This window comes from Faecalibacterium sp. (assembly GCF_052358865.1).
Lineage (GTDB): Bacteria > Bacillota > Clostridia > Oscillospirales > Ruminococcaceae > Faecalibacterium > Faecalibacterium butyricigenerans.
The window spans coordinates 1-13,275 of record NZ_DAWCVJ010000005.1; the positions used below are offsets into that span (position 1 = coordinate 1).

The 13,275-nt window shown below is 61.4% G+C and carries 14 protein-coding genes and 1 tRNA gene; 8 read left to right on the forward strand and 7 right to left on the reverse strand.

Translation table 11 applies throughout. The features are described 5' to 3' along the window. Positions 1 to 530 precede the first annotated feature (530 nt). The 3 genes from leuB (at position 531) to ilvA (ending at position 3,551) form a co-directional block, all read left to right on the forward strand. Complete coding sequence (gene leuB, locus ACT8X9_RS01665) at positions 531 to 1,604, forward strand: 3-isopropylmalate dehydrogenase (protein ID WP_227621864.1); 1,074 nt, start codon at positions 531 to 533, stop codon at positions 1,602 to 1,604. 314 nt (positions 1,605 to 1,918) lie between these two features. Next, complete coding sequence (locus ACT8X9_RS01670) at positions 1,919 to 2,041, forward strand: hypothetical protein (protein ID WP_256466375.1); 123 nt, start codon at positions 1,919 to 1,921, stop codon at positions 2,039 to 2,041. A 304-nt stretch (positions 2,042 to 2,345) separates the two neighbouring features. Beyond that, positions 2,346 to 3,551, forward strand: a complete 1,206-nt coding sequence (gene ilvA, locus ACT8X9_RS01675) for a threonine ammonia-lyase (RefSeq protein ID WP_227621861.1) — start codon at positions 2,346 to 2,348, stop codon at positions 3,549 to 3,551. 53 nt (positions 3,552 to 3,604) lie between these two features. Here ilvA and ACT8X9_RS01680 read toward each other — a convergent pair whose 3' ends face one another. Both ACT8X9_RS01680 and ACT8X9_RS01685 read right to left on the reverse strand, forming a co-directional pair. Beyond that, positions 3,605 to 3,778, reverse strand: a complete 174-nt coding sequence (locus ACT8X9_RS01680; protein WP_015565547.1) for a hypothetical protein — start codon at positions 3,776 to 3,778, stop codon at positions 3,605 to 3,607. A gap of 21 nt (positions 3,779 to 3,799) precedes the next feature. Next, the gene (locus ACT8X9_RS01685) at positions 3,800 to 4,105 is read right to left on the reverse strand and encodes a hypothetical protein (protein WP_444267915.1); all 306 of its coding nucleotides are present in this window, start codon (positions 4,103 to 4,105) and stop codon (positions 3,800 to 3,802) included. Between the two features lie 178 nt (positions 4,106 to 4,283). Between ACT8X9_RS01685 and ACT8X9_RS01690 the strand changes: the two genes are divergently transcribed. Further along, positions 4,284 to 4,354: transfer RNA gene (locus tag ACT8X9_RS01690), tRNA-Gln, on the forward strand. Between the two features lie 346 nt (positions 4,355 to 4,700). Here ACT8X9_RS01690 and thiC read toward each other — a convergent pair. From thiC to thiW, 5 genes are read right to left on the reverse strand one after another with little or no spacing between them, the layout of a single operon-like run. Then, positions 4,701 to 6,011 carry a phosphomethylpyrimidine synthase ThiC gene (gene thiC, locus ACT8X9_RS01695; RefSeq protein ID WP_444267916.1) on the reverse strand — a complete coding sequence of 437 codons (1,311 nt, stop codon included), beginning with the start codon at positions 6,009 to 6,011 and terminating at the stop codon, positions 4,701 to 4,703. Positions 6,012 to 6,038: 27 nt separating this feature from the next. Next, positions 6,039 to 6,872, reverse strand: a complete 834-nt coding sequence (gene thiD / locus ACT8X9_RS01700) for a bifunctional hydroxymethylpyrimidine kinase/phosphomethylpyrimidine kinase (RefSeq protein WP_227621858.1) — start codon at positions 6,870 to 6,872, stop codon at positions 6,039 to 6,041. A 12-nt stretch (positions 6,873 to 6,884) separates the two neighbouring features. Beyond that, positions 6,885 to 7,520, reverse strand: a complete 636-nt coding sequence (gene thiE, locus ACT8X9_RS01705) for a thiamine phosphate synthase (RefSeq protein ID WP_444267917.1) — start codon at positions 7,518 to 7,520, stop codon at positions 6,885 to 6,887. Beyond that, entirely contained in the window at positions 7,507 to 8,328 is an 822-nt protein-coding gene (gene thiM, locus ACT8X9_RS01710; protein WP_444267918.1) for a hydroxyethylthiazole kinase, read from the reverse strand. The genes thiE and thiM overlap by 14 nt, the downstream gene beginning before the upstream one ends. A gap of 21 nt (positions 8,329 to 8,349) precedes the next feature. Beyond that, on the reverse strand, positions 8,350 to 8,865 hold the full coding sequence (thiW, locus tag ACT8X9_RS01715) for an energy coupling factor transporter S component ThiW (RefSeq protein ID WP_227621855.1): 516 nt from the start codon (positions 8,863 to 8,865) through the stop codon (positions 8,350 to 8,352). A gap of 574 nt (positions 8,866 to 9,439) precedes the next feature. On the opposite strand from thiW, the gene ACT8X9_RS01720 reads away from it, so the two are divergent. Genes ACT8X9_RS01720 through ACT8X9_RS01735 form a run of 4 tightly spaced genes read left to right on the forward strand, consistent with a single transcriptional unit; the run spans position 9,440 to position 13,187 of the window. Continuing rightward, positions 9,440 to 10,726 (forward strand): SPFH domain-containing protein, encoded by a 1,287-nt coding sequence (locus ACT8X9_RS01720; protein ID WP_444267919.1) that lies wholly within the window; start codon positions 9,440 to 9,442, stop codon positions 10,724 to 10,726. A 15-nt stretch (positions 10,727 to 10,741) separates the two neighbouring features. Further along, positions 10,742 to 11,827 (forward strand): hypothetical protein, encoded by a 1,086-nt coding sequence (locus tag ACT8X9_RS01725; RefSeq protein WP_444267920.1) that lies wholly within the window; start codon positions 10,742 to 10,744, stop codon positions 11,825 to 11,827. Positions 11,828 to 11,844: 17 nt separating this feature from the next. Further along, the gene (locus ACT8X9_RS01730) at positions 11,845 to 12,405 is read left to right on the forward strand and encodes a TPM domain-containing protein (RefSeq protein WP_444267921.1); all 561 of its coding nucleotides are present in this window, start codon (positions 11,845 to 11,847) and stop codon (positions 12,403 to 12,405) included. After that, entirely contained in the window at positions 12,405 to 13,187 is a 783-nt protein-coding gene (locus ACT8X9_RS01735) for a TPM domain-containing protein (RefSeq protein WP_444267922.1), read from the forward strand. Before ACT8X9_RS01730 ends, ACT8X9_RS01735 begins: the two co-directional genes overlap by 1 nt. Positions 13,188 to 13,275 lie beyond the last annotated feature (88 nt).

Sequence of the window (13,275 nt, forward strand, 5' to 3'; positions counted from 1 at the left end):
GAGGCGCGGGAGGCACGAATCAAGGGCTGCTCGCCCTTGATAATCCCGGAGGAGTAGTCGAAACGGAAAAAAGCTAGCCGCTGCGCTAAACGCTTTTTTCTCGTTTCTCCGACTTGCTGCTTCGCAGCTGGTGTTACGCCCTCGCAGGGCGTGAAGTTCAGCAGAGAGGTGAAATTTTCGGCGGAGCTGTAAATAGGAGAAGCACAAAAAAATGCGTTTAGCGCAGCGGCTAGCTTTTTTCCGTTTCGACTTCCTCTTTGGAATTGTTAAGGGCGAGCAGCCCTTAACTCGTTGCGGGGAGAGTGGAGTCCAGAGGTAGGGAGGGGGGAGTCGAAACACCCCTCCCTGCCTCTGGCCCGCGCGGAGCGCAAGCCGCTTGACCGCAAGAAAAAACATTCCCCGCGCCACCAGCGCGAGAACCTACTTAAAGAAAAAAAGCCCTACTGCAACGGCAATCTGCCCCGCACCCACCCAAAAGCAAGAATCCTGTCATAAATCGCTGCCCAATCGAAGAAAGGATGCCCATTATCATGGAAAAAAATATCGCTGTCATCTGGGGCGACTGCTCCAGTCCCGAGATCGTGAAGCAGACCCTCCGCGTTCTCGATAAGGTGGCCGAAAAGTACGGCCACACCTTCCACTACACCGACGCCGCAATGGGCGGCGAGGCCATCGACAAGTACGGCGACCCGCTGCCTCAGCACGAGCTGGACAAATGCCTTGCGGCAGACAGCGTTCTTCTGGGCGCAGTGGGCGGCCCCAAGTGGGAGGGCCTGCCCGGCGAGCAGCGCCCCGAAAAGGGTCTGCTCCGCCTCCGCGCCGGGATGGGCCTCTACTCCAACAACCGCCCGGCAAAGATCTGGCCTCAGCTGGCCCCGGCCAGCCCCCTCAAGCCCGAGATCGTGGCCAAGGGCATCGACTTCATCATCGTGCGTGAGCTGATCGGCGGCGTCTACTTCGGCAAGCACGAGACCTATACGCTGGAAAACGGCGAGAAGCAGGCCGTGGACTCCATGCCCTACTCGGAGCACGAGATCGAGCGCATCGGCCGCATCGGCTTCGAGACGGCGATGAAGCGCCGCAAGAAGCTCTGCTGCGTGGACAAGGCCAACGTGCTGGACACCAGCCGCCTCTGGCGTGCCGTCATGCACCGCCTGCAGGCCGAGTATCCCGAGGTGGAGTACAGCGAGATGTTCGTGGACAACTGCGCGATGCAGGTCGTGAAGGATCCCAGCCAGTTTGACGTCATCGTCACCGAGAATATGTTCGGCGACATCATCTCCGACGAGGCTTCGATGATCACCGGCTCCATCGGCATGATCCCCTCGTCCAGTCTGGGCGACGGCACCCGGGGTCTGTATGAGCCGATCCACGGCTCTGCTCCCGACATCGCGGGCAAGGACATCGTCAACCCCACCGCCTGCATCCTCTCCGCCGCCATGATGCTGCGGTACTCCTTCGGCATGACCGAGGAGGCCGACGCCATCGAGAGCGCGGTGAACAAGGTGCTGGACAAGGGCCTGCGCACCGCCGATAATATGAGCGAGGGCTGCACCTGCCTCGGCTGTACCGCAATGGGCGATGCCATCCTCGCGGAGATCTGAGCCAGAGCAGGCAATGTACGAGCGCCGCAGACGGCAGAGCACAATAGGCTGTTCCGGCAGGCACTGTCTTTGAAACTTGCGATAAAATAAAATGCACCGCCGTCTCTCACGATTTTGTGGGAGGCGGCGGCTTTGTATTGTGCTTTGCAGGATTTTGTGTTATTCTGTAACTAATGCCAGCAATGGCAGGAAAAAGGCGCTGTGTCTAAAACGCAGGCGGCTGACTCCTTACCGGCACCTAAGCGCCGGGCAAGGCAGTTTTTCTTGAAGTTGCCACTCCCCGGATGCTCAAGGGCAGGAAGGGGGTGTGGTTCATGACGTTCTCCGATGTTGCAATTTTACTGACGCTTCTTGGCGGAGCAATTTTTGTTACATTTCAGATCACATGGACGATCGCACATGAGAACCATGACGATAAAAAACGCAAGAAAAAATGACCGCCTCACAGTTCCCCAACTTGGTCGGTCATTTTCTCTTGACTAATCTGGTAAGGAGCTAGTCGTTTTGCAGACACAGCGCCTTTCTATATGTAGTATAGTCAAATTTCTTTGGGTTGTCAAGCGGGGTCGGCATCCTGCACAGACAAATACAATGTTTGCAAATTCCGCTTTCGGCCTTAAAGTGTGAAATAGATTCATTTGACAAATCAAATTATGTAAACTATACTAAGTCCTGTCTTTAACGATGAAAAATACCCCGTGTGCCGGGATGGATAAAAAGAGATAGGATGGGAAAACCGATATGCTGACACTGGATAAGATCTACCACGCCGCCTTTGTCCTCAAGGATGTAGCACGCAAGACAGACCTCATCGAAGCCCCCAAGCTCTCGAAGGACTGCCAGCTCTACCTCAAGACCGAGAACCTGCAGGTGACCGGCAGCTTCAAGGTGCGCGGCGCTTATTATAAGATCAGCCAGCTCTCCAAGGAGGAGAGCGACAAGGGCGTCATCGCCTGCTCGGCAGGCAACCACGCACAGGGCGTGGCGCTGGCCGCTACCCGCCGGGGCATCCGGAGCATCGTCTGTATGCCGGACGGCGCACCCATTATGAAGGTGGAGAACACCAAGAACCTCGGTGCGGAGGTCTGCCTCGTGCCCGGCACCTATGACGATGCCCACGACAAGGCCGTCGAGCTGCAGGAAGAGACGGGCATGACCTTCATCCACCCTTACGACGACGAGCAGGTCATCGCCGGTCAGGGCACCATCGGCCTTGAGATCCTCGACCAGCTGCCCGATGTGGATGCCGTCATCGTGCCTGTGGGCGGCGGCGGACTCATCTCCGGCGTGGCCTTCGCCATCAAGAGTCTCAAGCCGGAGGTCAAGGTCTACGGTGTGCAGGCCGAGGGCGCACCCAGTATGTACCGCTCCCTCCACGAGCACAAATACCAGACCCTTTCTGCCGTCTCCACCTTTGCGGACGGCATTCAGGTCAAGACCCCCGGTGAGCTGACCTACAAGCTCTGCGAGGAGTATGTGGACGACATCGTCACTGTCACCGAGGACGAGACCGCAGCGGCCATCCTCTCCCTGATGGAGAACCAGAAGCTGGTGGCCGAGGGCGCGGGGGCTGTGCCTGTGGCGGCGGCGCTCTTCCACAAGCTGCCCATCGAGGGCAAGAAGGTCGTCTGCCTCATCTCCGGCGGCAACATCGACGTGAACATCCTCAACCGCGTCATCACCCGCGGCCTCGTCATGAGCGGCCGCAAGGCCAACCTGACCATCGCGCTGGAGGATAAGCCCGGCCAGCTGCAGCAGGTGGCCAACATCGTCTCCCGCTGCGGCAGCAATGTGGTGTCCGTCCTCCACGACGGCTCCGACCCCAATATGCCCATCTCCAGCTGCTTCCTCAAGCTGACCCTTGAGACCCGCGACAATGCCCAGATCGAGCAGATCCGGCAGGAGCTTGCCAAGGCGGGCTTCCAGCTGGTGGCAGAGCGCGTATAACGAATCAGAAGACACAGAAAAGCCGCCCATCCGGGCGGCTTTTCTGCGGTTTGTCAGCCGATGATCTCGTACTGGAAATATTCGCACTTGAGCTTGCTGCCTACGTCGATCTCCGGCGGCAGGAGCGCCAGCGCCACCGGGTTCAGCTCATCGCTCTCGATGTCGGTGCGGCGCAGGTTGACGTAATCGCCGTCAAAGCTGACGACTTCATAATACCAAGGCCCCATAGGTGAACTCTCTCTCTCGTGTCAGGTGTCGTTTTCTTTTTCCTGTTTCCGCCAGTGATAGTACGGCCCGAGGATGCAGACCGCCGAAAGGATCATCACGGCGAGGAGGATGCCGGTGACGGTCGGGTCGTCGGAGAAAAGGCAGAACAGCACCTGTACGCCGCCTACGATGAGTTCCAGCACGCCCAGAAGCCGCTGCCAGAGGCGGCGGCCCTCTTCGCTGGATGATTCCAGCCGCCGCGCCAGCACGCCGGGCAGCTGGACGCGGAGGACGTCTGCAATGCCCCAGACGAGGAAGATGACGCCGATGACAAGATGGTGCACCATAAGCCGCGCTCCTTTCTGCGCTGTGCGCTGAACAGAAAAACTTTTACACAGCAAGTATACCATATCCGCCGTCCCCCGGCAAGGATGGGGAACGGGCGGAATAGAATAGAAAGTTTTTGCGGAAGCCCCGGCGGCTCTTGTGGAATCCGGAAAAATATGCTATACTATTTTCTACCGATGCGCCATCGCCAAGCGGTAAGGCAGGGGACTTTGACTCCCCCATCGTAGGTTCGACTCCTGCTGGCGCAACTGTATGAAAAAACTGCACGGACTGCTGGACTTCAGCGTTCGTGCAGTTTTTCTTTTATGCCTCTGTAAAAACAGGAACGGGGGACGGCATCAGAACCGTCCCCCCTCGAAAAGCATTTGGCAGGCGTGGCGTTCTCCTGCATCTCTCAGGGCAGATGCCCTTGTCGTTACCATCGGCGTGTGGCTGCCACGAAATTGACCACCTCAAATGCTTCTCTTATCCAGTATATCATGCCGGATTCATTTTGTATAGAGAAACCGTCCCGCCAAAACGCAAAAAGCCGCCCGGCTTTCATACCGGGCGGCAATGGAGAAGAAAAATCGCAAAAGCGATGAAAATATCAGTTTACAGGATGTCGATGTACTCACCGGCCAGAGCCTTGTTCATGCTGCGGACGGCGCAGAACTTGCCGCACATGGAGCAGGTGTCGCTGTGGTCATCCTCGGGCAGGCGGGCGTCACGGATGGCCTTTGCGGTCTCGGGGTCGAGGGCACAGGCAAACTGTGCGTCCCAGTCCAGCACACGGCGGGCGTCGCCCATCTTGTCGTCGATGTCCCGGGCGTGGGGGATGCCCTTGGCGATGTCGGCGGCGTGGGCGGCGATCTTGGAGGCCACGATGCCCTGCTTGACGTCGTCCACATTGGGCAGAGCCAGATGCTCGGCGGGGGTGACATAGCACAGGAAAGCCGCACCGCTCATGGCTGCGACAGCACCGCCGATGGCAGCGGTGATGTGGTCATAACCGGGGGCGATGTCGGTGACGATGGGGCCGAGGACATAGAAGGGCGCGCCCATGCAGATGGTCTTCTGGATCTCCATGTTGGCGGCGACCTGATTCAGGGGCACATGGCCCGGGCCTTCCACCATGACCTGAACATTGTGTGCCCAAGCCCGCTTGGTCAGCTCGCCCAGACGGACCAGCTCTTCGATCTGGCAGACGTCGGTGGCGTCGGCGAGGCAGCCGGGGCGGCAGGCGTCGCCCAGAGAGATGGTGACATCGTGCTCCTCGCAGATGTCGAGGATCTCGTCGAAGTGCTCGTAGAAGGGATTCTCATTGCCGGTCATACACATCCATGCAAAGACCAGAGAGCCGCCGCGGCTGACGATGTTCATCTTCCGCTTGTGCTTGCGGATCTGCTCGATGGTCTTGCGGGTGATGCCGCAGTGGAGGGTGACGAAGTCCACGCCGTCCTCTGCGTGCAGACGCACCACATCGATGAAGTCCTGCGCGGTCAGGGTGGCGAGGTCGCGCTGGTAGTGGATGACCGAGTCATACACCGGCACGGTGCCGATCATGACAGGGCACTCGTGGGTCAGCTTCTGGCGGAAGGGCTGGGTGTTGCCGTGGCTGGACAGGTCCATGATGGCCTCTGCGCCCATGTTGACCGCGCTCATGACCTTCTGCATCTCGATGCTGTAGTCCTTGCAGTCGCGGGAGACGCCGAGGTTGACGTTGATCTTGGTGCGAAGCATGGAGCCGATGCCCTCGGGCTCGAGGCAGGTGTGATGCTTGTTGGCCGGGATGGCTACCTTGCCCTCAGCGACCAGCTGACGGATCTCCTCGACGGTGCGGTACTCCTTCTTGGCGACCGTCTCCATCTGGGGCGTGACGATGCCCTTGCGTGCGGCATCCATCTGTGTGGTGTAAGTCTGCATGGTTCAAATCCTCCGAAAATACGCTCTTTATTTATCCTGTACAGCGTCTGGGACGCCGTGCATCCAGTTTTCGACCCCTGTGCCGCCCAAGGTGTGGTCCAGCGGGCCGGAGCCTTGGCCCAAGTCGAGCTGAGCGTTCAGCGCGTCGGTCAGATAGGCCTTGGCCCGGGCGATGGAGTCCGCCAGCCCGAAGCCCTTGGCGAGGTTTGCCGCGATGGCGCTGGACAGGGTGCAGCCGGTGCCGTGGGTGTTGGGGTTATCGACCCGCTGCCCCGGGAACCAGAGCAGCTGCCCGTCCCGGAGCGCCAGAAGGTCGTCGGCGTCGGTGTCGCTGTGGCCGCCCTTCAGCAGGACGTTGCAGCCATAGCGGCCGGCGATGGTCTGCGCGGCGCGTACCATGTCATCGCGGCTATGAATGGCCATTTCGGCCAGAACTTCCGCCTCGTGGCGGTTGGGGGTGATAAGCGCCGAGAGGGGGAACAGCTCCCGGCAGAGGGTGCGCACAGCGTCCGAGGCGATGAGGTCAGAGCCGGAGGTGGCTACCATCACGGGGTCTACGACGATGTTCTCTGCCTTGTAGAAGCGGAGGCGCTCGGCGATGGTCTCGATGAGCGGGGCCGAGGACACCATCCCGATCTTGACCGCGCAGGGGCGGATGTCGGTGAAGACAGCGTCGATCTGCTGGGCCAGAAACGCGGGGCTGACCTCATAGATGCCGGACACGCCGGTGGTGTTCTGGGCCGTCAGGGCGGTGATGGCGCTCATGGCGAAGACGCCGTTCATGGTCATGGCCTTGAGGTCGGCCTGAATGCCGGCGCCGCCGCTGGAATCGCTGCCCGCGATGGTAAGTGCAGTTTTCATGGGTTTGCTCCTTTAGATGATCTGTTCCGCCAGCGCCTTCAACTCCCGGCACTCGGCTTCGATGTCCTCGGCACCGAAGATGGCGCTCACGAGGGCCACGCCGTCTGCGCCAGAGCCTTTCAGCTGGAGGATGTTGTCCTTATGGATGCCGCCGATGGCGACGACCGGCACATCCACAGCGTCGCATATCTTTTTCAGCTCGCCCTCGGGCAGGACGTCCACATCCGTCTTGGTGTGGGTGGAAAAGGCTGCGCCGACGCCGAGATAATCCGCTCCGTGGGCCACGGCCAGCCGGGCCTCCTCCACCGAGTGGGCCGACACGCCAAGGAGCATATCGGGGCCGACTTTGGCCCGGACATCGGCTGCGGCCATGTCCTCCTGCCCGACGTGGATGCCGTCCGCATGGCACTGGATGGCGATGTCCACGTTATCGTTGATGATGAAGGGGACGCCATAGCTGCGGCAGAGGGCAGAAAGCTCCATGGCTTCCTGTAAAAATGCCGCGTCGTCCAGCTCTTTTTCCCGCAGCTGGACGCAGGTGACGCCGCCCTTCAGTGCATCCTCCACCTGCTGGCGGAGGGTCTCGCGGCCCGTCCATGCCCGGTCGGTGACGGCGTAGAGAAGCATGGTGTGTTTATCGCATTTCATAGCGTGCTCCTTCCTCGAGCTGCTCTGGGGTCATGTTGTAGATGGCGTCGATGATATAATTGCGGTAGGTGGCGCTGCCGTCCCGCTTCGTAAGGCGGCTGTGGGCCACTTCGCCCGCAAGGCCCATGGCGCAGACAGCCGCTGCCGCAGCCTCCAAGGGCTTGTCGGGGTTGGCGGCGCAGAAGGCCGCCGTCAGGGCCGAGAGCTGACAGCCGGTGCCGGTGACGGCGCTCATCATGGGGTGGCCGTTGCGGATGCAGAACGCCCGCTGGCCGTCGGCCACGATGTCGATGGCCCCGGTGACGGCGATGACCGCCCCAGTGCGGGCCGCGAAGGACTTGACGAAGGCCACGGCCCGATCCAGAGTCTCTTCCGTGATCTTGTCGGATGCGGCGGCGTCCACGCCCTTGGTGGTGCCGCTGCCCACCGCCAGTGTCCGCATCTCGGAGATGTTGCCCCGGATGACGGTAGGCTTTACCTCCCGCAGCAGCCGCAGGGCCGTCTCGGTGCGGAGATGGGACGCTCCCGCACCCACCGGGTCCAGCACGACGGGCCGGCCCAGCCGGTGGGCGGTATGGCCCGCCAGAAGCATGGAGGGGATGGTGCGGCTGTTCAGAGTGCCGATGTTCAGGTTCAGCCCGGCACACAGAGAGGTGATGTCCTCTACCTCGGCGGCATCGTCCGCCATGATGGGGGACGCGCCGCAGGCCAGCACCATGTTGGCGCAGTCATTGACGGTGACGTAGTTGGTGATGTTATGGACGAGGGGGCTTCGGGCCCGGACGTTGGCGAAGATGCTCTGGAACATGGGTCGTGTTACTCCTTCCGCTCAGCTCAGGCTGGCCTGCATGGCGCGGAGCGCGCCTGCACGGGAAAGTGCGGCCAGCAGCACGCCTGCGATGACCGCGCCGCCTGCGGTAGAGACGAGGAAGGGCACGATGTAGGCGTAGAAGGCGATGTCACCGGCGCTCTTGCCCATCAGCAGGATGGCGACGGGATAGGCGCACAGACCGCCGAGGATGGAGGTGCCGAACACCTCGCCCACGAGGGTGGGCAGCAGCTTCTTCGTCTTGTGGAAGACGAGGCCGCAGAGCAGCGCGCCGAACATACTGCCCGGGAAAGCCATCAGGCTGCCCAGACCCAGCAGGTTGCGCAGCAGGGAGGCCACGAAGGCTACGCCCACGCCATAGTAAGGCCCCAGCAGGACGGCACAGAGGATGTTGACCATGTGCTGGACGGGGGCGCATTTGCTGCCGAAAACGGGGAAGGAGAAGACGCTGCCCACGACGGCGAGGGCGCAGAACATACCGGCCAGCGCCAGCTTTTTTGCAGAGTAGTGTTTCATGATGAGTGCTCCTTTTCAATAAAAATATCATGCGGGAGCAGACAGACCGCCGCCCCCGCACACGAACAGAACCGGCACCCGCGCAGATGCCAGAAACGGAAGAAGCGGTCGAGGCTCATTGGCCTCCTCTCACGCCGGAACACGGCTTCCCATCGCAACATATAACCCAGACTCAGGGCGCTCCCCCTCAGCCGGTAACACGAGAAGCCGTTTTCTAAGCGCTGCACGCCGCCTGAGCGGCCTTTTTGCCCGCTTACGAAAACAGCTTCTAACAAAAAACAGGAGACGCCCTCTGCGGCGTCTCCTGTAAAAATCCATAAACAGCGTTATGACTTCCTACGGCGGCATTATCCGCATCAGGTGCAGAGGCTGTCCAAAGACAGCCTCCAAGGGTCGAAGTTCGAGAACTTCCTCTCAGCCTGCGTTTACAAGCTCCCCTGTATTTGTTTGTCGGGAGTATTCTACACCCATCGGGGAGAAAATGCAAGGGTTTTCTTTTTTCGCCGCCTGTTTTGTGGTATACTGAGGGAAAGCCCACGCGCAGAACAGCGGGCAGAAAAAGGAGATATGGCTTATGGGTCTTGTCAAAGCGGCACTGGGTGCAGCATCCGGAGTGATGGGCGACCAGTGGAAGGAATACTTTTATTGCAGCGCTCTCCCGGCGGAGGTGCTGGCCGTCAAGGGACAAAAGAAGGTCTCCGGACGCTCTTCGAACCGTCACGGCACCGAGAACGTCATCACCGATGGTTCCATCGTGGCGGTGGCCGAGGGCCAGTGCGCCCTCATTGTGGAGCAGGGCAAGGTGGTGGACCTCTGCGCCGAGGCGGGCGAGTATACCTACAACACCGGCACCCAGCCCTCTCTGCTGAGCAAGGGTCTGGCCAAGAACATCGACGAGGTCTTTGCAGAGATCGGCAAGCGGTTCAGCTTCGGCGGTCAGGCCGCCACCGACCAGCGCATCTACTACATCAACACCAAGGAGCTGATGGGCAACAAGTACGGCACTCCCAGCCCGGTGCCCTTCCGTGTGGTGGACCAGCGGGCAGGCATCGACATCGACGTGAGCATCCGGTGCTTCGGCGAGTACAGCTACCGCATCGTCAACCCCATCCTGTTTTACACCAACGTCTGCGGAAATGTGGAAAATGAGTACACCCGCGACGCCCTCGAGGGCCAGATGCGCACCGAGATGATGACGGCGCTGCAGCCTGCGTTCGCCCGCATCAGTGAGATGGGCATCCGCTATTCGTCCCTGCCCGGCCACACCGCCGAGCTGGCCGAGGCCCTGAATCAGGAGCTTTCCGAAAAGTGGAGCAAGCTGCGCGGCATCGAGATCGTCTCCCTCGGCGTGTCCGGCGTCAAGGCCAGCGAGGAAGACGAGCAGATGATCAAGGAGCTGCAGCGCAGCGCTGCCTTCATGGACCCCACCCGCGCTGCCGCCCATATGGTGGGCGCACAGGCCTCGGCCATGCAGGCCGCGGCGTCGAACACCTCCGCCGGCCCGGCCATGGCCTTTATGGGGATGAATCAGGCCGCAGCCGCCGGGGGCATCAACACACAGGCCCTCTACCAGATGGGCGCACAGCAGCCTGCTCCCGCCCCTGCCGCCCCGGCAGCGGGCGGCTGGAGCTGCTCCTGCGGACAGAACGGCAATACCGGCAAGTTCTGCACCGCCTGCGGCAAGCCCCGCCCCGAGGCGGGCTGGGTGTGCAGCTGCGGCACACACAACACCGGCAAATTCTGCTCGGAGTGCGGCAGGCCCCGTCCGGCGGCCAAGTGTCCGAACTGCGGCTGGACGCCCGCCGACCCCACGGACCCGCCGAAGTTCTGCCCCGAGTGCGGCAAGCCCTTCGGCGCCTGAAAGGGGGGCTGAACGATGGCAGAAAACACCACGAATTACCAGTGCCCGGCCTGTACCGGCCCGCTGCGGTTCGACAGCGCCAGCGGCAAGCTCTGCTGTGATTACTGCGGCTCGACCTACGATGTCGCACAGGTAGAGGCCCTCTACGGCGAGAAGCAGACACAGGCAGACAAGGCCGCCGAAGCAGCCGAAAAGGCTGCGGCCAATGGCCCGGTCTGGGGAGAGCGGGAGGCCGGAGGCCTCAGCAGCCGCACCTGCACCTCCTGCGGCGCAGAGCTGGTCTGCGGCCCCGAGACAGCAGCCACCACCTGCCCCTACTGCGGCAACCCCACCGTGCTGGGCGGACAGCTTTCCGGCAAGCTCAAGCCGGAGTACATCATCCCCTTCAAGATGGACAGGAAGACGGCCATCGAGAACCTGAAGAAGTATTATAAGGGCAAGGCCTTCCTCCCCAAAGCCTTCAAGGACGGAAACCACATCGAGGAGATCCAGGGCGTCTATGTGCCCTTCTGGCTCTACGATGGCCGGATGGAGGCCCGGGGCGCTTACAAAGCCGAGATCAGCGAGAGCCACCGCGAGGGCGACTATGTCGTCACCACCACCAAGCACTTCGATGTGGCCCGCGTAGGCGATGCGGACTTCGTCCGGGTGCCGGTGGACGGCTCCAGCAAGATGCCGGACACCCACATGGACGCCATCGAACCCTTCGACTACAGCGCCCTCAAGCCCTTCTCCACGGCCTACCTGCCCGGCTTTCTGGCCGACCGGTATGACGAGGACGACAAGAAGTGTGCCGCCCGCGCTCTGGGCCGGATGAAGCACAGCGCCGAAGCGGCCCTCCACGGGACGCTGGGCGGCTACACCAGCATCCAGACCCTCTCGGAACAGATCGACCCGCGGACCCTCGAGCCGCACTACGCCCTGCTGCCGGTCTGGATGCTCCACACCCGCTGGAAGGAGCAGGACTTCCTCTTTGCCATGAACGGCCAGACCGGCAAGCTCATCGGCGACCTGCCCGTGGATAAGGGCAGGGTGGCCGCGTGGTTTGCCGGCATCAGCATCCCGCTGATGATCCTGACGGCCCTGTTCATGCTGCTGTGAGAGGGGGAGACGGGAATATGAAACATTGCAAAAAACTGTTTGCCCTTCTGGCGGCGGCCCTGCTCTGCATGGCCCTGACCCTGCCGGCCGGGGCAGCCGCCCCGCTGGTGCGGGACGAATGCGGCATCTTCGACGCTGACACGCTGGCCGACCTCGAAGAGGAAGCTGAGAGCGCCTCCGACGGCCACGGCGTGGATGTCTATTTCCTCGTGGTGGACAGCATCGGCGACGCAGACCAGCGGGAATACGCCAAGAATTATTACATCTCCAACGGCCTCGGCTATGGCGACGAGCAGAGCGGCATCCTCTTCCTGCTGGCCGTCGGCTCCCGCAAGTATGTCACCATTACCTACGGCGGGGGCGTCACCGCCTTTACCGACTACCGCATCGAGCAGCAGGAGGACGAGATCGTCCCACTGCTCTCCGATGAGGAGTGGGAGGACGCGGCAGATACCTACATCGAGATGTGCGGTGAGGCGCTGGACTACTACGCCGACCACGGCGAACCCATCGACATAGACAATGACCGTGGCTGGGACGGCAGAGCTGTTTTTCTGTGGAGAGGTGAGACGATATAATGAAGTACTGCAAAAAACTGTTTGCCCTTCTGGCAGCGGCCCTGCTCTGCATGGCCCTGACCCTGCCGGCCGGGGCAGCCGCCCCGCTGGTGCGGGACGAATGCGGCATCTTCGACGCTGACACGCTGGCCGACCTCGAAGAGGAAGCTGAGAGCGCCTCCGACGGCCACGGCGTGGATGTCTATTTCCTCGTGGTGGACAGCATCGGCGACGCAGACCAGCGGGAATACGCCAAGAATTATTACATCTCCAACGGCCTCGGCTATGGCGACGAGCAGAGCGGCATCCTCTTCCTGCTGGCCGTCGGCTCCCGCAAGTATGTCACCATTACCTACGGCGGGGGCGTCACCGCCTTTACCGACTACCGCATCGAGCAGCAGGAGGACGAGATCGTCCCACTGCTCTCCGATGAGGAGTGGGAGGACGCGGCAGATACCTACATCGAGATGTGCGGTGAGGCGCTGGACTACTACGCCGACCACGGCGAACCCATCGACATAGACAATGACGTCGGGCTGGGAGACCTGATGGTTGCCATGCTCTTTCCCCTCGGCATCTCGGCCATTATCTGCTTTGTCCTGTACAGCCAGATGAAGACGGCCAAGCGGAAGACCCGGGCCGATGAGTATATGCCCGGCTTCGCCCTGCGGGTCAAGCGCGACCGCTACACCCACACCACCCGAGAGCGGGTCTATGACCCGCCCAAGAAGGAGTCAAGCTCCTCCGGCGGCTCGTCCACAGACTCCGACGGCTTCGGCGGCTCGTCGGGAGGGTCGTTCTGAAATAACCTCTCCGTCAGGCGTGACGGAGAGGTTTAACAAAAAAGCACCATGCTGCGTCATGCGGCATGGTGCTTTTTCGATCTCGGAT